Source organism: Microbacterium sp. NPDC089188, from assembly GCF_040685155.1.
GTDB lineage: Bacteria > Actinomycetota > Actinomycetes > Actinomycetales > Microbacteriaceae > Microbacterium > Microbacterium galbum.
On record NZ_JBFBHH010000003.1, the window covers coordinates 252,832 to 270,264 of the forward strand.

The window sequence follows — 17,433 nt, forward strand, 5'->3', positions numbered from 1 at the left end:
CATGTCGACCTTCGCCGGACTCCAGGTCGCCGCGTCGGGCCTCGCCGCCGCGCGCGCCGGCATGACCGTCACCGGGCAGAACATCGCCAACGAGACCACCACCGGGTACACCCGCCAGCGCCTCGAGCAGACCTCGGTCGCGCCCGCCGGCACCGTCGCGGCGTGGGGATCGGGCCTGAACGTCGGCGGCGGCGTCGCGGTGACGGGCGTGGCGCGGCTGGGCGACGAGGTGCTGGACGCACGCGTGCGCGATGCGCTGTCGGCATCCGGGTTCTGGTCGACGCGCGCCGCCGCTGCGAGCGCGGCGGAGGCCGTGCTCGCCGAGCCGACGAAAGACGGTCTCGCCGCGAACCTCAACCGATTCTGGGCGGGCTGGGCCGATCTGGCGAACACCCCCGAGCCCGCCGCCGCGCAGGTGGTGCTGACCAACGCCTCGGTGCTGGCCGCGCAGATCGCCTCGGGCTACGACAGCGTGGTGGGGCAGTGGAGCGACCTGCGCGCTCAGGTCGATCGGCAGATCGCCGACGTCAACGTCACGGCGGCCCAGGTCGCGACCCTGAACGGGCAGATCCGCACGGCGCTGCAGTCGGGGCGCTCGGCCAACGAACTCATCGACCAGCGCAACGTGCTGGCGCAGCAGCTGTCCACTGTCGTGGGGGCCACCGGACGGCTCGAGGACGACGGCACGATGACCCTCCGCCTCGACGGCAACGCGCTGGTCGCGGGCGATTCCAGCCGCGCCCTGGCCGTGGCGGGACCGCGCGAGATGACCGATCCCGCGCGCCTCTCGATCTCCTGGACCGACCGTCCCGACGTCCCCGTCGCCGTGACCGGCGGGTCGGTCGGAGGTGCGCTGAGCGTCCTCGCACCGGCATCCGAGGGGGGCACGCTGGCGGCGGTCGCCGACGCCTACAACGCGGTCGCGACCTCGCTCGCGACCGCGGTCAACGGCATCCATCGCTCCGGTCAGACCGCGACGGGCGCCGCCGGTGGGGATTTCTTCTCGGTGGATGCCACGGGTCCGGCCGCACGCGGACTGCGGGTCGTGCCGACGGGGCTCGACCAGCTCGCCCTCGCGGCACCGGGAGCGGGTGCGCGGGACACCTCGATCGCCGATCGCCTCTCGGTGCTCGGAACCTCTCCCACCGGTCCGTCGGCGACGTGGTCGAGCTTCGTGACGGGGTACGGCGTGGCGGTCGGGGGAGACGTGCAGCGCGCTGACACGGCGGATCGCAGCGCGATCGCGGCGATCAGCGGGCAGCAGTCGCAGGCCTCGGTCGACGGCGACGAAGAGACCATCAACCTCCTGAAGTACCAGACCGCGTATCAGGCGGCGGCCCGCGTGCTGACCGCGGTGGACGAGGCCCTCGACCTGCTCATCAACCGCGTCGGCCTCGTGGGCCGCTGACCCCGGAGTGGCCATGATCGGACGCATCACCAGCAGCACCGTCAATCAGCAGGCGCTGCGCACCCTGCAGGCGGGCCTCGCCGACCGGGCGCGGCTGCAGGATCAGGCGACCTCGCAGCGCGCCATCCGCACCTCCAGCGACGATCCGGCGGCCGCCGCCGCGATTCTGGGGGTGCACGGCGAGCAGGCGCGCACGTCGCAGTACGCTCGCAACATCAGCGACGGTCTCGCCTGGGTGACCACCGCCGACACGGCGCTGGGAGCGAGCATCGACCTGCTCAACCGCGCGCGCGACCTCACCGCCCAGGGCGCCAACTCGGGCGCGTTGAGCGCGTCGGCCCGGGAATCGATCGCCGCCGAACTCGACAGTCTCAGCACCGAGCTGCTGTCGCAGGCGAACACGACGGTGCTCGGACGTACGGTCTTCGCGGGGACGGACGACAGCGGCTCGGCCTTCGACCCGGCGACCTTCGCGTTCTCGGGCACGAGCGGTGCGGGGGTCCAGCGGCGCCTCTCCGACGGCGAGCAGGTGCGTGTCGACCTCGACGGCGCGCAGGTGTTCGGCGAGGGTACCGACAGCGTCTTCGCGGCTCTGCGCGCGATCGCCGCCGATCTGCGCGCGGGCGAGGAGGTCGGACCGCGATTGGCCACGATCGACGCGCACCTGAAGGAGTTGGCGACGGCGCGGGGTGTCGCCGGGGCCCGCCAGGCCCAGATCGAGAGGGCGTCGGCGGCGAACACCAGCGTCGCCGTCGACCTCGAGGCGCGCCGCGCCGAGGTCGAGAACGTCGACACCCTCGAGGTGTACATCGCCCTGCAATCCGCCGAGCTCGTGTATCAATCCGCCCTGCAGGTGACCGCGAAGACCCTGCAGACCAACCTCCTGGAGTTCCTGCGATGACCACCTCCCCGACGACCGCCCCCGGGACCACCGCCGAGCTCGGCGATCTCGACGTGGAGTTCGCGGCATCCCTTCCGGGGCTCGGCCCGCTCACCTCTTTCCGTCTCGCGCGCATCGAGGGCGCCCGGGGGCTGTACTCGCTGCGCTCGAGGGGCGACGAGGTGCGGCTGTTCCTCGTCGACCCCGCGACCGTGGTCGCGGACTATCGCCCGCGCATCACCGCCGGGATGCGCGGAGAAGTCGGCGCCGACGAGGAAACCGTCCGCCTGTTCGTCGTGGCCAATCCCTCGGAGGAGGGGGTGTTCGTGAACCTGCGTGCGCCCGTCCTCATCAACGCGCGGACGGGATCGGCGGCGCAGCTGATCTTCGAGGACACGTCGTACCCTCTGCGCGCGCAGCTGGGGACGGCCTGACCGCCGGCGTACCCCGAGCCGCACGGGCGACCGCGGAGATCCGCGGCGAAACATCTCGCGCGGAAGGTGCTGCGAGGCGCTAAGATCGTCACGAAAACGAGCAGAAACCGACGAGCACCGCAACCCGAACGCGGTGTGCGCCCTCCCGAAGGGGCGCGGGTCGGAGTCAGCCCGCGGTGCGTGACCTCGGTTCCGAGGGGCGTCGGCGGCGAGACCGGCAGTGCGCACGCGCCGCCGGAGCGTCCGTCGCGTCCGCGGAGACGGGCCACCTCGGCGGGCGACGACGCGTACCGCCGGCGTCTTCACCCGAAGGATCCGCTCACGCGTCGCAGCACGGTCCACCTGTCGTCCCCGTTCGGCAACCCCGATGCCGGTCGGAGGGTCGACACATACGCTCGTTCACGAGCAAGAGCATTGGATGGTGAAGATATGCCTGTCACGAGGTCCGAAGAGCCCAAGGTGAGCAAGCGCGAGTTCGTCCAGCGGGTGTCCAAGCGCGCGGGTCTGTCCCTGCGGACGACCCAGCTCGCGTACGACGCGATCTTCGAGGAGATCCTCGAGCTGGTCAACGCGGGCAACCGCGTCACGCTGACCGGGTTCGGCAAGTTCTACGCACAGCCGCACAAGGGGCACGACGTCGTCCTGAACATCCGCGATGACGCCCACACCCGCGGGCACGTCGACGATTACGCGGTGCTGAAGTTCTCGGCGACGCGCGACGTCAACAAGAGGGTGACGGTTCCGCCCCGCTCCCGCGACGACTCGTAGCCCGTGCGGCGCGCATCCTCGACCCCACGCCGACGCGTGGGGGATCGCGCGAAGCGCGGTGTCGTTTTCAGCGATCGAACGAGTAGCTGACCTGGCCCACGAGGGTCAGAGTGATCCGCGCCGGAAGCTCGTCGGGCATCTCCTCGTCCTCGACCATCGCGTCGATCGTGTGGACGGGGATCGAGATGCTGCCGTCGTCCTCGAAGACGACGTCGCGCGGGGCGAACGAGAAGAACAGCGTGCGCTGGGTGCTGCGCAGTTCGATGGTGCGCTGCACATCGCTGCGCTCGTGCAGGTTGAGCACCGACTCGTCCGCCAGGATCGTGCCGTCCGGGTACTTCGCCTCGACGCGATAGGTACTCGGTTCGATCGCCTTGATGTTGAGGTCTTCGACGATCTCGGAGAACTTCGCCTCGGGGTGATTCATCTCGAAGGCGATCGCCCGCAGGTGGTCGTACGTCAGGTTCACCCGACGCGAGAACAGTGCGGCGTTCTCGACCTCCGAGGGCGCGGCGTGCGGGGCCTGGTCGGCGAGGTACTCCCGCACCTCGTCCGGGCCGGGGTAGTCGAAGCGCATGTGGTAGTGGAAGCGACCGGGCCGGTTGACGATGTAGTGGCTGACGTCCTGCACGTCGTTGACCGTCACGCAATAGATGCGTCGCACCGACGACATCCCGTCGAAGAGCGTCAGGAACTGATTCTGGCGGTTCGGCTCCGCGAGGTGACCGCGACCGGATGCGAAGACCTTCTCGAACTCGTCGAAGATGACGAGGCATTCGTCGAGGGTGTCGAGGAAGTCGACGATGCCGTCGGCATCCTCGGTGACGAGCACCACCGGCAGCTCCTGGGCGATCGCCCGTTCCGCCACCATGCGGAGGAACATTGACTTCCCCTGCCCCTTGTTCCCCGACAGCATGACGCCCAGGTTGCGGTCGAGTCGGGCGTAGGTGCGGAAGATCTTGTCGACCTTGGCTTCGCGCTGTCCGTACACCTTCTCCGCGCCGACGGCGAGATCCGCCGTGCGCACGAGGCTGAAGCCCTCTTTACTGCTGAAGCGCACGCGATAGGTGCCGAGGGGAAGGCGATCGTGAGCCTTGACGGCGGAATCGTAGACGCGGACCTGACCGCCGGTCTCGATGTAGGTGCTGCTCACGTGGTCGTGCTCCTCTAGGGGGGAAGGGGCGTTCCGAAAGGGCTGTCAATACCCTAAGAATGAGATGAGTACTTTCTAATGTAAGCCCCGGAAGGCGTGCCGCAACACCATTTGCGGTGAAGGAACGGGAGACGGGAGCGTTGCGGGGTCGGCTGAGCGCGGGGGGCGCGAAACGACTCGAAAAGGAGAGGAAACGCGGTGGGGGTGTGAGAGGGCCGAATGCGACGACCGGCGCCGCTCACGGCCCTGCGGTACTCCTGCGTGCAGTGCCCGTGAAAGACGAAGAACGATGGATCGAATGACGAGGGGCGGCGACCGGATGACGCGCGACGACCCCTGGGGGGCACATGCACGATGACGCCGACGTCGGAGCGATGGCGCTCCATCTCACCGTCCGGATCGACGAGCGACGGACCGAGCCGGAAGTCTGGCGTGCGGTCATCCGCTCCGGCGAAGAGGCGGATGCGGGCGCCCGTGTCCTGACGGCCGCGACGCTCCACCGCGTCCACTACGCCGATCCGTCCTGGGCCGAACAACTGCGCGAGGCCGTGCCGGACCTGTCGTCGATCGGATCCGCGTTCGCCGATCGCGAGCTGATCTCGATGATCGACGAGTCCTCGCTGTTCACCGACAGCCTGTGTGTGATCTCCTCCGTCGACATCGACGCCGCGGTCGGCTCTCTCGTGAGCCACGCGCTCGTCCGCGGCGTCGCCCGCGTCTTCGACGGAGACACGATAGCGATCCTCCTGACGGCGGCGTTTCCCGCCGCGATGGGTGGACCGGTGGTCGATCCGGCCGATGTCGCCGCCCGCCGTGCTCATTGGGCGAGCATCGGCTTCGTCGACATCCCCGGGACCGCGGCGATGCTGCTGCCCGTGGGCTCCCGACCGTGAGCAGCGCCCCCGCACCTCCGTCTCCGGACGGGTGCGGGAGGCCGTGCGCCCTAGGGTGAGGGGAGACGATGAGAGGGGCCCGCGGGTGGCTGACGAACGCGAACGGTTGAGCTGGGACGATTTCGGGATCGCGACGAGGGACATCTCCCGCGCGATCGTCGCCGACGGATTCCACCCCGAGGTGGTCGTCGCCATCGCGCGCGGAGGTCTGCTGCCCGGCGGGGCGATCGCCTACGGCCTGGGCGTGAAGAACTGCGGTGCCCTGAACGTCGAGTTCTACACCGGTGTCGGCACGGTGCTGGATGCCCCCGAGGTGCTGCCTCCGGCGCTCGATCTGTCGTACCTCTCGGGGCGCCGTGTGCTGCTCGTCGACGACGTCGCCGACAGCGGCCGCACCCTCGATCTGGCCATCAAGCTTCTCGATCGTCACGGGGCCGAGGCGCGCTCAGCCGTCATCTACACCAAGCCGACGACCGTGGTGCAGCCCGATTACGCCTGGAAAGACACCTCGCTCTGGATCGACTTCCCGTGGTCGCACCAGGGATCGGTGCACGAAGAAGACGCCGCGTGACGGCGAAGTCGCTCGCCGAGCTCGCCGACGCGGGACTCATCGACGCCTCGTGGGTCGAGCCCCTCGCCCCCGTCGCCGACGACATCGCGGCGCTGGGGGAGCGACTGCGCGCCGAGAAGGCGCCCTATCTCCCGGCCGGTGAGCTCGTCCTTCGGGCCTTCCGCACCCCTCTCGATGCCGTGCGGGTGCTCATCGTGGGGCAGGACCCCTACCCGACGCCCGGCCATCCGATCGGGCTGTCGTTCGCGGTCGACCCGCACGTGCGGCCGCTCCCGCGGAGTCTGGCGAACATCTACCGAGAGCTGCACGACGACCTCGGCATCGCCCCCGCGCCGCACGGCGACCTCTCCGCCTGGTCGGCGCAGGGCGTGATGCTGTTGAACAGGGTGCTCACCGTGGCGCCCGGGCAGCCGGCATCCCACCGCGGGTGGGGGTGGGAGCGCGTGACCGAGCACGCCATCCGGGTGCTCGTCGCGCGCGAGCAGCCGCTGGTCGCCGTGCTCTGGGGGAAGGATGCCATGAACCTGGCGCCGCTCCTCGGCGCGACGGCGACGGTGTCGTCACCGCACCCGTCACCGCTGTCGGCGAGCCGCGGATTCTTCGGATCGCGCCCGTTCTCACAGGTGAACGCTCTGCTCGAGCAGCAGGGCGCGGATGCCGTGGACTGGCGGCTTCCGGCCTGACGCCCCCGCGCCCCGCGGGGCGGATGGCGGACACACGCCCGAAACCGCCGCGCCCGTAGAGTGGCGGGGTGCTGGAAGAGGAGTACGAGAAGAGCCGTCGGCGTCTGCCCGCGCACCTGCGCCGCGCGCCCGAGCCGGAGAGGCCGTTCTCGTTCGAGATCCGCCCGGCCACCGAGGCCGACATCCCCGACATCCGCGAGATCTACAACTACTACGTGCGCAATTCCGTCGTGACCTTCGACGAGAAGGCCTGGACGATCGCCAAGTGGCGCGACAAGTTCGCCACCCTGCACAAGCTCGGCCTGCCCTTCCTCGTGGCGCAGTCGCCCAGCGGCCAGATCCTCGGCTACGCGCTCGTGCAACCGTGGCAGTCCAAGTCGGCCTACCGCTACACGGTCGAGAACTCGATTTACCTCGGGCAGGCCGCGGCGGGCAAAGGGCTGGGGCGAGCGCTGCTCGAGGCACTGATCGCCGCGTGCCAGGACCTCGGCATCCGCGAGATGGTCGCGGCCATCAGCGACAAGGGCGCCGACGCGTCGATCGCCCTGCACGAGAAGCTCGGCTTCACCGAGGTCGGGCGGATGGGGCGCGTGGGCTTCAAGTTCGGACGCTGGCTCGGCGTCGTCTACCTGCAGAAGAGCATCCCGTCGAAGAAGAAGCGGCGGAAGCTGTTCGGCTGAGCGGTCGGGATACCCCGATCGCCGCGTGCCGTGCCCTCGGGAAGGCGGACTCAGCGCAGCGACGATCGCGTCGCGCCCGCACGCCTCGGTTCGCGGTGCCCGCCCTCGCGTCGCGCGAGTGCGCCCGTGTTCGCGGTGTCCGCCCTCGCGTCGCGCGAGTGCGCCCGTGTTCGCGGTGTCCGCCCTCGCGTCGCGCGAGTGCGCCCGTGTTCGCGGTGTCCGCCCGCGCCGAGCGCTCGCGCGTCTGTGTCCGGTGTCCGCCCTCGTGTCGCGCGATTGCGCTCGGGCCCACGCCGCCGAGGTTCAGGAATCTCGCGATGGAGGCGCCGCGGCCTGGCGCACCTCATCGACGAGCGCGCGCCACGGTCCCTCGATCTGCCCGTCGCCGAGGCGCGCGCGATGCACGGCGGTGTCGCCCCGGTGGACGTCGATGCGCCACTGATACCGGTCGGCGCCCGTCGACGGGGCCTCCGCGGCGTCCCACGGACAACGCTCCACGAGGTCCCGCCAGTGCGGGACACGTTCCGGTGCGGGTTCGGCGCGCCACTGCTTCGACAGTCCGGCGATGCCGCCCGACCGCACCACCACGACGACGAGACGCTCGTGCTCGGCGGTGTCGGCGTCAGGCTGCGGCATCCTTCACGACGCCGACCCCGGCCCATGCGGCTCGGACGGCGGCGACCTCCTCGGACTCCTCACCGTACTCCGTGGCGGCGGTGCGCAGTGTCGCCGAGGCGAAGGCGAGGAAATCGGCCGTGGACGACAGCGCGCCGCCGGTGAGCGTGCGATACCAGATGAGCCCGGCGCGCTCCCAGGCGAAACCGCCGAGAGCCGTTGCGGCGAGGTAGAACGCGTGGTTGGGGATGCCGGAGTTGATGTGCACGCCCCCGTTGTCGTCCTCGGTCTCGACGTAATCCCGCATGTGGCCCGGCTGCGGGTCTTTCCCGAGCACGTCGTCGTCGTATGCGGTGCCCGGGGCCTTCATCGATCGCAGGGCTTCGCCCTGCACCGCGGCGGCGAAGATACCCGCGCCGATGAGCCAGGACGCTTCGTCGGCGCGTTGGCCCCGATGATGCTGTTCGGCGAGGGCGCCGAACACATCGGACAGCGACTCGTTCAGGGCCCCCGATTGCCCCTGGTACTCGAGTCCTCCGGCGGCCTCCGTCACCCCGTGACCCAGCTCGTGGGCGATGACGCTGAGCGAGCGCGTGAAGCCGACGAACACGTCGCCGTCGCCGTCGCCGAAGACCATGCGCTCGCCGTTCCAGAACGCGTTGTCGTAGTCGTCGCCGTAGTGCACCGTGGCCAGCAGGGATCCGCCCGCCGCGTCGATGCCGTCGCGCGCGAACGCGTCCCAGAAGAAGTCGTAGGTCTCGCCGAGGCCGTCGTACGCCTCGTCGACGGCGCTGTCACCGGTGGGCGCGTCGTCTTCGCTGCGCACGCGACGCCCCGGCAGGTTCTCGGTGTTGGCGGCGTCGGAGATGACGCGATCGGGGGCGGGGCCGGTCTCGGCCACGAGCGCGTCGCCCTCGATGGACAGGCGCAGGCGCGTACGCGTGGGGCGGGACGGACGCGGCAGGGCGAGGGTCTTGCGCGCGGCGGCCGCCGCCCGCGCGAGGCGGGGGTCGTCGGTCTGCGCGAGGCGGTCGAGCAGGAACGGGGGGACGATACCGGGGGTCATGGGGCGAGGCTAACGCCGACCCCCGACATCGCGGCATCCCTTGCCCATGACCTGTGAGCGGATTCCCACTCACGCGGACGGGGGAGGAGCCTCAGGCGGGCAGCGTCGGGATCGACGCGAGCAGCTGGCGGGTGTAGGCCGCCTGCGGCTGCAGCAGCACCTTCTCGGTGGGACCCTGCTCGACGATGTGCCCGTCCTTCATGACCACGACCTGGTCGCAGACGCTCTGCACCACGCCGATGTCGTGCGAGACGAGCACGAGCGTCAGCTGCTCCTCGGCGCGCAGCCGCGCGATGAGACGCAGGATCTGCGCGCGCACGGTGACGTCGAGGGCGGACAGCGGCTCGTCGCCCACGAGGATGCGCGGACGATGCACGATCGCCCGCGCGAGGGCGATGCGCTGCCGCTGGCCTCCCGAGAACTCGTGCGGGAAGCGCGCCGACATGTCGGCGTCGAGGCCCACCTGCTCGAGCACGTCGCGAACGCGCTGCGAACGGTCGCCGTCGATGCCGAGCGCCCACAGCGGCTCGCCCACGATGCGCCCGACGTTCATGCGGGGGTCGAGGGAGGCGTACGGGTCTTGGAAGACGATGCCCGTCGCACGCCGCAGCCAGTGCAGCGAGCGCGCGGAGCCGCGGCCGTCGACGACACGCCCCTCCACCTCGACGCTCCCGGCGCTCGGCACGTCGAGACCCAGCAGCAGACGGACGAGGGTCGACTTGCCCGAGCCCGACTCGCCGATGATCCCCACCGCGGAGCCCGCCGTGACCGACAGATCGACGTCGGCGAGTCCCGCGGTGCGCTCGGCGCGACCGAAGCCGCGGGTGCGCGGCGCGAGGTAGTCGCGCGAGAGCCCGCGCGCCCGGATCACCGTGTCGCTCACCGTTCCCCCTCGCCGTCGCTGCGGTCCGCCGCCGCCGGGATCTCGGCATCCGGTTCGTTCGACGCCGGAGCGCGTGAGACGGAGCGCTCCGGATGCCAGAGGGTCGCCGTCGCATCGCGCAGCAGCGCCTGCGTGATCGGCGACGACGGTGCGCGGAGCAGGTCGGTCACCGCGCCTTCCTCGGCCACCCGCCCGCGCTCGAGCACGACGGCGTGGGTGGCGACCTGGGCCAGTACCGCCAGATCGTGCGTGATGAACACGAGCGACATGCCGGCATCCTGGACCAGGGTTCGAAGCAGCGACAGGATCCCGGCCTGGATGGTGACGTCAAGCGCGGTCGTCGGCTCGTCGGCGATCAGCAGGCGCGGGCGGCACGCGAGGGCCATGGCGATCGCGACGCGCTGGCGCTGTCCGCCCGACAGCTGGTGCGGGTAGCGCGAGACGAGCCGCTCCGGGTCGGGGAGGGCGACCCGCTCGGCTTCGACGACCGCACGGCGCAGGGCCTCGCGGCGGGAGACGCCCTCGTGGATGCGGACGGACTCGCCGATCTGGCGGCCGACGGTGCGGATCGGGTTGAGTGCCGTGCGCGGCTCCTGGAACACGATGCCGATGTCGTCGCCGCGCAGGGCCGCGAGCCGGGCGTCGGGCAGGTTCAGGATCTCGCGGTCGTCCCAGCGCACGCTGCCCGTCGCGCGCGCCCCCTCGGGCAGTAGGCCCAGGATCGCGAGGGCGGTGAGCGACTTGCCCGAACCGGATTCGCCGATGAGACCCACGCGGGCGCCGTCGGGGACGTCGAACGACACACCGTCCACGACGGCATGCCCGCCGATCTCGACGCGCAGGTCTTTCACCACGAGGCTCACGCGACCACCCCCGGAACGGGTGTCCGCGCCGACGGGGTCCGCTCGGCGAGGGTGGGGTCGGCGGCCTCGCGCAGAGCGTCGCCGAGCAGGTTGAGTCCGAGCACGGTGAGGGTGATCGCCACTCCCGGCCACACGACCGTGAGGGGGTGCACGGCGATGTACGCCTGCAGGTCGCTCAGCAGCACGCCCCACGACGGCTGCGTCACGGGGGCGCCGAAGCCGAGGTACGACAGGCCCGCCTCCGCGAGCACGGCCACCGCCATCGCCCACGACAACTGCACGATGAACACCGGGGCCACGTTCGGCAGCAGGTGACGGGTGAGGTTCTGGCACGTCGACAGCCCGCTCGCCCGCCCGGCGAGCACGAAGTCGCTGTGCAGCACTCTCCGCAGCTCGGGGCGCGTGACGCGGGCGACGTTGACGCCGAACCCGATGCCCACCGACCAGATGACCACCGCGAGGGACCCGCCCCAGACCGCGGAGATCATCATCGCGATGATCAGCACGGGGAAGGCCACGAGGATGTCGACCAGAACCGCGACGCTCTCGCGGATCCACCGGGCGGTGAGCGCACCGAGCGCCGCCAGGGCGATGCCGAGCAGGGACGCCACGATCCCCGCGCCGGCCGCGACGACGACCGTCGTGCGGGCTCCGGCCATGAGGAGGCTGGCGATGTCGCGTCCGCTGTTGTCGGTGCCGAGCACGTGCGGCCACGAAGGGTCGGCCCACCGGTTGCGCGCATCGACCGCCCCCGGGTCGAACGGGGTCCACACGAGCGAGATCAGGGCGACCACGACGACCAGGGCCGCCACGAGGATGCCGAACCGGCCGGTCCCCAGCGCGAGGAGGCGTTTCAGGGTGCTCATGCGGCCTCCCGTTGGCGGGGGTCGATCAGGCGGTGCACGAGGTCGACGACGGCGCCCACGATCAGGACGACCGCCGTCAGGGCGAGCAGCTCGCCCTGCACCTTGGGCAGATCGCGCCCGGCGACGTCGGAGACGAGCATGCGGCCCACCCCGGGCAGCGTGAACAGCTGCTCGATGACGACGGCTCCCACGATGATGCCCGCGATCTGCAGACCGAGCACCGTGATGACCGAGAGGCCGACGTTGGGCAGACCGTGGCTCAGCAGCGCGCGCGTGCGGGTGAGCCCCTTGGCCGCGGCCGTGCGGACGTAGTCCTCGCCCAGCGCCTGCAGGGTCGCGCTCCGCACGAAGCGCAGCAGCATCGCCCCCTCGACGACGCCGATGGTCAGGGCGGGCAGGATCAGGGCGCGCACCGCCGCCCCCGGATCGTTCCACCCGGCGCGCGGGAAGCCCTGCGGCGGCAGCCATCCGAGCCACACCGCGAAGACGACGACCAGCATCATCCCGGCCCACACCACCGGGACCGCGGCGAGGGCCTGAGCACCGACGCTCAGCGCGGTCCCCCCGGCCCGGCGACGGCCGAGCGCCGAGACGACACCGAACGGGATGCCGACGACGAGCGCCACCGTGAGCGACATCGCGGCGAGGGGGACGGTGACCTGCGCCTTGTCGAGCAGCTCGGTGGCCACCGGCGTCCCCGTGAGCAGCGAGGTGCCCAGATCGCCGCGGAACAGGCCGCCGATCCACGCCGTGTACTGCTGCCACAGCGGCACGTTCAGACCCAGGCTCTCGCGCAGCGCCGCGATCTGGTCCGGGCTCGCCTGGGTGCCCCCGACCAGCTGCGCGACGTCGCCGGGGAGCACGCGGAGCGAGAGGAAGATCAGCACGCTGGCCACGGCCAGGCCCAGCACGAGCAGGCCCAGCCGTGTCAGCGTGTAGCGGATCACTCCGCCGCGACCGTCACGCCCGCCAACGGCAGACGCACATTGAGCGAGTTCTTCGGGAAGCCGGCGACGTCGTTCGCGACCGCGGTGCGCGGGGTCGACAGGAACAGCCAGTCGGCGGCATCCTCGTCATCCACGATGCGGGCGGCCTCGGCGAGCAGGTCGGAGGACTGCTGCTCGTCGGTGGTCGCGAGCGCCTGGGCGTAGAGGCTCTGCACCTCGGGGTTGTCGTAGCCGAAGTAGTACGAGGGGTTGGCCCAGTTGCCGAAGTCGCGCGCCTCGACGTGACGCACGAAGCTCAGGTCGTAGTCGTGGTTCTGGTAGACGTCGGTCAGCCAGGTCGAGAAGTCCACCTGGTCGACCTTCAGCGTCACGCCCACGTCGGCGAACGACGACACCAGGAAGGTCGCGAGGGTGCCGGGGTAGACGTTGGGGATGGTCAGCGTCAGGTTCAGGTTCTCGGCACCGGCCTCGGCGAGCAGCTCGCGCGCGCGGTCGGGGTTGTACGAGATGCTGCCGGTGAGGTCTTCGTACCCCGGGTCGAGCGGGGGGATCGGTCCGTTCAGAGGCTGCGCCGTCTCGAGCGTCTCGGCGAGGGCGTCGTGGTCGATCGCGAGGCGGAGGGCCTCGCGGACGCGCTGATCGGTGAGCGGGGCCTTGGCGTTGTTGAAGGCGAGGGTGCCCTTGTCGGTGGTCAGGCCCGACTCGATCGAGAAGTTCCCGGTGCCCTCGATCTGGCTCTGCAGCTCCGGGTCGATCTCGAGCGCGACGTCGACGTCGCCGCTGACGGCGGCGTTCGTGGCGGCGCTCTGATCGGGGATGTAGTCGAGCACGACCTCGGCGACGCCGGCCTTCTCCCCCCAGTAGTCGTCGAAACGGGTGAGGGTCAGGCTCTGCCCGGTGCTCCAGCTCTCGACGCGGAACGGCCCGGTGCCGTTGGCCGCGGTCTGGAAGTTCGTGGTGTCGCCGTTCTTGAAGATCAACCCGGCACGGCCGGTGAGCGCGAAGAGGAAGTCGATGTTCGGCTGCGCCAGCGTGACGACGACGGTCGTCGCGTCCGGCGAGGCGATGGAGGCGACTCCGGCGAGGTCGGCGCTGTTCTGGACGGTCGCGTCGTCCTTGGCCGTCTGCAGCGAGGTCACGACGTCGTCGGCGGTCAGCGCGCTCCCGTCGTGGAAGGTCACGCCCTCGCGGAGGGTGAAGGTGTAGGTGAGGCCGTCGGGGGAGACCTCCCAGGCCGTGGCGAGGGCGGGGACGATCGCGTTGTCCTGGTCGCCGTCACGGGTCACGAGACCCTGGTAGACGTTGTCGATCAGCGCCTGCTCCAGCGACGCGCCGCTGGTGCGACGGATGTCGAGGTTCGACGGCTCCAGCGACAGGCGCACGGTGAGGGTCGCGTTGGGGTCGGGGTCGCCGACCGGTCCGGGCGAGGTGGTGGTGCCGGTGCACGAGGTGAGCAGAAGCGCTCCGATCAGGAGCGCGCTCGAGGCGAGGGCGGTGCGGCGCAGCATTGCGGGGTGTCCTTTCGCAGGCCGAGGGCATCCGAGTGCTGTGGATGCCGTGCAGGGGTGGAAACAGCCTACTTTCACCGGCATTCCCTCATCGCCCCGTGTGACGATGAGCGACGGTGTATGACGGTGCGCGCACGCGAGGTTCTCCGCCGACCGCCTCACGCGGAGGCGTCGGCGACGACCTCGCGGATGAGCGCGGCGAGGGCGGCGGGATCCTCCTCCTGCGCGTTGTGGCCGGTGGCGAGCACGCGGACGCCCGCACCGGGCACGCGACGCCGGAGCTCCTCGGCATCCGTCTCGGTGACGAAACCGCGCTCGCCGCGGACGAGGGTCACCGGCGCGCCGACCTCGGCCAGGTCGTCCCACCCGGTGCTCGCGAGCACCGCGCGCACGGCATCCGGGGTCGTGGGCTCGGTGCCCGCGTCCGCGGCGGGGTCGGTCCGGGCGGCCGCATTCGCGGCGGCCGCGGCGAGGTGGGCGAAGTGGTGCTTCCACTCCACGCGTCCGTCTTCGCGCACACGGGAGTTGAGGAAGACCCCGCGCGCGGCGGCCTCGGGTGAGCCGCCGAGTCCGAACGACAGGGCGCGCTGCACCAGCTCCTCGCGCGACGACCAGTCGGTCGGGCCGGCGAAGAACGCGCGGATCTGCGCGGGTCCCGCGTTCGGATCGACGCCGGGGGTGATGTCGACGACGACGAGTCGTGAGACCAGGTCGGGACGGGATGCCGCGACGGCCGCCGCCGTGAGACCGCCGAGCGAGTGGCCCACCAGCACCTGCGGCCGATCGGTCCAGGTCTCGAGCGCGCGCACCACGTCGGGGGCGAGGACGCGCGCGACGTAGGCGGCGTCGTCGCGCCAGGAGGAATCGCCGTGCCCCGGCAGATCGAGCGCGAGGGCGGGCACCCCGAGGTGCAGCAGGGTCGTGTCCCACGTGTGCGCGTTCAGTCCGGCGCCGTGCAGCAGCGTCACCGCCGGGGGAGCGGCGCCCCACCGCAGCGCGCTCAATCGACGCCCGTCGGCGAGGGCGAGGTCGACGCGGGAGACGGCGGGGACGGCGGCGCCGAGACCGGCGGCTTGGGCGGGGAGGAACGAGAACTCGTCGAGCTCGGGCATGGGGTTCAGCCTGTCACCCGTCGCCCGGATGCCGCCACCGGGGTGCCGCGCGGCGTCACGCGGTGCGCGGCATCCTGCGCGCGGTGGCCCGTCCCCGGTTCCCGCGGCTCGGGCGGATGCCGAGGTGTCGCCGACCGTTCCCGCGCCGGTCGACCACGGTCGTCCTAGGCTGTCGCCATGGGCGAGGAACGGCGTGTGCACCTGTCGAAGTCGGCTCCGGAGGCGTACGCGGCGCTGCGCGCGTTCTCGACGACGGTGGGCCGGCTCGCCGCCGACGCGGGCATCGATGCGCGGCTGCGCGAGATCGTCCAGATCCACGCCTCCCAGCTGAACGGCTGCGCGTATTGCGTGCGCGTCCACGTCGACGGCGCCGTGAAGGCGGGGCTCGACGCCGACGTCATCGCCCAGATCGCGACGTGGCGCGAGTCGGGCGTGTTCGACGACCGCGAGCGGGCGGCGCTGGAGCTGACGGAGTCCTTTACGTTCATCCACGAGGACGGCATCCCCGACGAGGTGTACGACCAGGCGGGCGGCATCCTGAGCGAGGCCGAGTACGTCGCCCTCAGCTGGGTGCTCGTGGCCATCAACGCCTTCAACCGCGTCGCGATCGCGGGCCGTTATCCGGTACCGCCCCGCACGCCCGCGGGCGCTGTCGTCGCGGACGATGCCGCTCCTCCCGCGACGACCGCGCCGCGCGCTCCGCACGTGCACGTGGACGGCACCGCGTGAGCTCGCTGGTCTCGGGGGCGGTCAATTTCCGCGACGTCGGCGGGCTCCCGGCGGGCGCGGGCCGAACCAGAGAGGGCGTCCTGTTCCGCTCGGGCAACCTGGTCGCAGTCGACGACGACGGCATCGACACCCTGCGCGCGATCGGCCTGCGTCGCGTCGTCGATCTCCGCGACGAGAGCGAGCTCGCCGTCGACCCCAGCCGGCTCGACGATCTGCCCGTCGAGGTGCAGCACGAGCCCCTCTTCCTGGGATCCGTCGCTTCGTTCTTCGCGCGCGACCTCAGTCTCGAGCAGCTCTACACCGAGATCGCCGACGCCTCCGCCGACCGCGTCGTCGCGGCCATCCGCGGCATCCTGGTCGATCAGCCCGTGCTCGTGCACTGCACGATCGGCAAAGACCGCACGGGCGTGACGGTCGGGATCGCGCTCGCCGCGGCGGGCGTCGACGCCGAGGCCGTCGTGGCGGACTACGCGCGCACCGAAGGCCTGCTGCCCGCCGGTCGCAACGCGCGGGTGCTCTCAGCGATCCGAGCGCTGCACCCCGAGAACGTGCACGCCGAGGATCTCGCGACCCGCTCACCGGCGCGGGCCATGCGCGCGCTGCTGGCGCATCTCGACGGCACCTACGGCTCCGCCGCCGGGTATCTGCGTGCGCACGGCATGACGGATGCCGAGATCGACCGTCTGCGCGAGGTGCTCGTGGAGTGATCCACGTGTGGATCACCAGCCGGAACACAGGTTAGGCAACCCTTTGTCGGGGGTATACTCGACCTCATCATGCCCACCTCTTCCGAGCACAACGACGCCGCCTGCCGTGCGTCGCGGCACACCCGCGTGCAGCACCTCGTGACCGCCGACGAGACCTCTCTCGCCGAGCTCGAGGCGCTCCTGGCGACGCTGCCCATCTGCTCGACCGGGCGCGTGTTCATCGAGGTCCCCGACGAGTCGTGGATCGGTCGCGTCGCGGCACCCGCCCGCATGACGATCGCGTGGCTCGACCGTTCGCGCCGCGGCGGAGCGCCCGGTACGGGTCGTGGCTGCGCTCCGGGGCAGGCCCTCGCTCGTGCGGTCTCGGGCTGGGCGGGCGAGATGCTCTGCTGCGACGACGACGCGACCCGCGTCATCCTGCTCGGCGGATACCTCGGCACCGCCGAGATCGTCGACGATCTGATCTCGCGCCACGGCGTCGATCCGCTCGCCATCCACACGCCCGAGCGTTTCGGCCTCGCCACCGCGCGCTGACGCTGCCGCCGCGCGATCCCGTCGCCCTCGGTCGAGTGTCCACGACACGCCGGATCCTCGGGGTGAGGGCGGCGTGTCCTGGACACTCGATCCGCGGTAGCGGCCGCGGTGAGCGGGGCGGGCGGTGAACGGA

At 71.3% G+C, this 17,433-nt stretch carries 20 protein-coding genes; 11 read left to right on the top strand and 9 right to left on the bottom strand.

The genetic code is table 11. The annotated features are described in order from the left end of the window. Position 1: 1 nt before the first annotated feature. The 4 genes from flgK to AB0N80_RS11065 all read left to right on the top strand — a co-directional run bounded on the left by flgK (position 2) and on the right by AB0N80_RS11065 (position 3,490). Entirely contained in the window at positions 2-1,408 is a 1,407-nt protein-coding gene (gene flgK, locus AB0N80_RS11050) for a flagellar hook-associated protein FlgK (RefSeq protein WP_315993243.1), read from the top strand. A gap of 13 nt (positions 1,409-1,421) precedes the next feature. After that, positions 1,422-2,309, top strand: coding sequence for a flagellar hook-associated protein FlgL (gene flgL, locus AB0N80_RS11055; protein ID WP_363578755.1), 888 nt, complete (start codon positions 1,422-1,424; stop codon positions 2,307-2,309). Next, entirely contained in the window at positions 2,306-2,722 is a 417-nt protein-coding gene (locus tag AB0N80_RS11060) for a flagellar assembly protein FliW (protein WP_363578756.1), read from the top strand. Before flgL ends, AB0N80_RS11060 begins: the two co-directional genes overlap by 4 nt. 429 nt (positions 2,723-3,151) lie before the next feature. Next, complete coding sequence (locus AB0N80_RS11065; RefSeq protein WP_363392871.1) at positions 3,152-3,490, top strand: HU family DNA-binding protein; 339 nt, start codon at positions 3,152-3,154, stop codon at positions 3,488-3,490. 67 nt (positions 3,491-3,557) lie between these two features. Here AB0N80_RS11065 and AB0N80_RS11070 read toward each other — a convergent pair whose 3' ends face one another. Beyond that, a complete protein-coding gene (locus tag AB0N80_RS11070) occupies positions 3,558-4,643 on the bottom strand; it encodes an AAA family ATPase (protein WP_363578757.1) in 1,086 nt (361 codons plus the stop codon). 347 nt (positions 4,644-4,990) lie between these two features. Between AB0N80_RS11070 and AB0N80_RS11075 the strand changes: the two genes are divergently transcribed. The 4 genes from AB0N80_RS11075 to AB0N80_RS11090 all read left to right on the top strand — a co-directional run bounded on the left by AB0N80_RS11075 (position 4,991) and on the right by AB0N80_RS11090 (position 7,470). Then, positions 4,991-5,536 (top strand): hypothetical protein, encoded by a 546-nt coding sequence (locus tag AB0N80_RS11075; RefSeq protein WP_315993238.1) that lies wholly within the window; start codon positions 4,991-4,993, stop codon positions 5,534-5,536. Positions 5,537-5,621: 85 nt separating this feature from the next. Beyond that, a complete protein-coding gene (locus AB0N80_RS11080) occupies positions 5,622-6,107 on the top strand; it encodes a phosphoribosyltransferase (protein ID WP_315993237.1) in 486 nt (161 codons plus the stop codon). Continuing rightward, entirely contained in the window at positions 6,104-6,790 is a 687-nt protein-coding gene (locus AB0N80_RS11085) for a uracil-DNA glycosylase (protein ID WP_315993236.1), read from the top strand. Before AB0N80_RS11080 ends, AB0N80_RS11085 begins: the two co-directional genes overlap by 4 nt. Before the next feature lie 68 nt (positions 6,791-6,858). Beyond that, positions 6,859-7,470, top strand: coding sequence for an N-acetyltransferase family protein (locus tag AB0N80_RS11090; protein ID WP_315993235.1), 612 nt, complete (start codon positions 6,859-6,861; stop codon positions 7,468-7,470). Positions 7,471-7,773: 303 nt separating this feature from the next. Here the strand turns inward: AB0N80_RS11090 and AB0N80_RS11095 are convergent, their stop codons facing one another. The 8 genes from AB0N80_RS11095 to AB0N80_RS11130 form a co-directional block, all read right to left on the bottom strand. Then, entirely contained in the window at positions 7,774-8,106 is a 333-nt protein-coding gene (locus AB0N80_RS11095) for a protealysin inhibitor emfourin (protein ID WP_363392866.1), read from the bottom strand. After that, positions 8,093-9,151, bottom strand: coding sequence for a M4 family metallopeptidase (locus AB0N80_RS11100; protein WP_363392863.1), 1,059 nt, complete (start codon positions 9,149-9,151; stop codon positions 8,093-8,095). The genes AB0N80_RS11095 and AB0N80_RS11100 overlap by 14 nt, the downstream gene beginning before the upstream one ends. Positions 9,152-9,242: 91 nt before the next feature. Further along, positions 9,243-10,034: an ATP-binding cassette domain-containing protein gene (locus tag AB0N80_RS11105; RefSeq protein ID WP_315993232.1), complete on the bottom strand. Its 792-nt coding sequence runs from the start codon at positions 10,032-10,034 to the stop codon at positions 9,243-9,245. Beyond that, entirely contained in the window at positions 10,031-10,897 is an 867-nt protein-coding gene (locus tag AB0N80_RS11110; RefSeq protein WP_363578758.1) for an ABC transporter ATP-binding protein, read from the bottom strand. The genes AB0N80_RS11105 and AB0N80_RS11110 overlap by 4 nt, the downstream gene beginning before the upstream one ends. Further along, a complete protein-coding gene (locus AB0N80_RS11115; protein WP_363578759.1) occupies positions 10,894-11,763 on the bottom strand; it encodes an ABC transporter permease in 870 nt (289 codons plus the stop codon). The genes AB0N80_RS11110 and AB0N80_RS11115 overlap by 4 nt, the downstream gene beginning before the upstream one ends. Then, entirely contained in the window at positions 11,760-12,710 is a 951-nt protein-coding gene (locus tag AB0N80_RS11120; RefSeq protein WP_363392854.1) for an ABC transporter permease, read from the bottom strand. Before AB0N80_RS11120 ends, AB0N80_RS11115 begins: the two co-directional genes overlap by 4 nt. Beyond that, entirely contained in the window at positions 12,707-14,218 is a 1,512-nt protein-coding gene (locus AB0N80_RS11125; RefSeq protein WP_315993228.1) for an ABC transporter substrate-binding protein, read from the bottom strand. The genes AB0N80_RS11120 and AB0N80_RS11125 overlap by 4 nt, the downstream gene beginning before the upstream one ends. A gap of 158 nt (positions 14,219-14,376) precedes the next feature. Next, entirely contained in the window at positions 14,377-15,330 is a 954-nt protein-coding gene (locus AB0N80_RS11130) for an alpha/beta hydrolase (RefSeq protein ID WP_363578760.1), read from the bottom strand. A gap of 177 nt (positions 15,331-15,507) precedes the next feature. On the opposite strand from AB0N80_RS11130, the gene AB0N80_RS11135 reads away from it, so the two are divergent. The 3 genes from AB0N80_RS11135 to AB0N80_RS11145 all read left to right on the top strand — a co-directional run bounded on the left by AB0N80_RS11135 (position 15,508) and on the right by AB0N80_RS11145 (position 17,300). Next, entirely contained in the window at positions 15,508-16,059 is a 552-nt protein-coding gene (locus AB0N80_RS11135; protein WP_315993226.1) for a carboxymuconolactone decarboxylase family protein, read from the top strand. Beyond that, on the top strand, positions 16,056-16,766 hold the full coding sequence (locus AB0N80_RS11140) for a tyrosine-protein phosphatase (RefSeq protein WP_315993225.1): 711 nt from the start codon (positions 16,056-16,058) through the stop codon (positions 16,764-16,766). The genes AB0N80_RS11135 and AB0N80_RS11140 overlap by 4 nt, the downstream gene beginning before the upstream one ends. Before the next feature lie 69 nt (positions 16,767-16,835). Beyond that, a complete protein-coding gene (locus AB0N80_RS11145) occupies positions 16,836-17,300 on the top strand; it encodes an SIP domain-containing protein (RefSeq protein ID WP_315993224.1) in 465 nt (154 codons plus the stop codon). Positions 17,301-17,433: the final 133 nt, after the last annotated feature.

Coding starts and splice junctions, on each gene's coding strand:
- flgK (WP_315993243.1), top strand. CDS start 2: ATGTCGACCTTCGCCGGACTCCAGGTCGCCGCGTCGGGCCTCGCCGCC.
- flgL (WP_363578755.1), top strand. CDS start 1,422: ATGATCGGACGCATCACCAGCAGCACCGTCAATCAGCAGGCGCTGCGC.
- AB0N80_RS11060 (WP_363578756.1), top strand. CDS start 2,306: ATGACCACCTCCCCGACGACCGCCCCCGGGACCACCGCCGAGCTCGGC.
- AB0N80_RS11065 (WP_363392871.1), top strand. CDS start 3,152: ATGCCTGTCACGAGGTCCGAAGAGCCCAAGGTGAGCAAGCGCGAGTTC.
- AB0N80_RS11075 (WP_315993238.1), top strand. CDS start 4,991: ATGCACGATGACGCCGACGTCGGAGCGATGGCGCTCCATCTCACCGTC.
- AB0N80_RS11095 (WP_363392866.1), bottom strand. CDS start 8,106: ATGCCGCAGCCTGACGCCGACACCGCCGAGCACGAGCGTCTCGTCGTC.
- AB0N80_RS11100 (WP_363392863.1), bottom strand. CDS start 9,151: ATGACCCCCGGTATCGTCCCCCCGTTCCTGCTCGACCGCCTCGCGCAG.
- AB0N80_RS11115 (WP_363578759.1), bottom strand. CDS start 11,763: ATGAGCACCCTGAAACGCCTCCTCGCGCTGGGGACCGGCCGGTTCGGC.
- AB0N80_RS11125 (WP_315993228.1), bottom strand. CDS start 14,218: ATGCTGCGCCGCACCGCCCTCGCCTCGAGCGCGCTCCTGATCGGAGCG.
- AB0N80_RS11130 (WP_363578760.1), bottom strand. CDS start 15,330: ATGCCCGAGCTCGACGAGTTCTCGTTCCTCCCCGCCCAAGCCGCCGGT.
- AB0N80_RS11135 (WP_315993226.1), top strand. CDS start 15,508: ATGGGCGAGGAACGGCGTGTGCACCTGTCGAAGTCGGCTCCGGAGGCG.
- AB0N80_RS11145 (WP_315993224.1), top strand. CDS start 16,836: ATGCCCACCTCTTCCGAGCACAACGACGCCGCCTGCCGTGCGTCGCGG.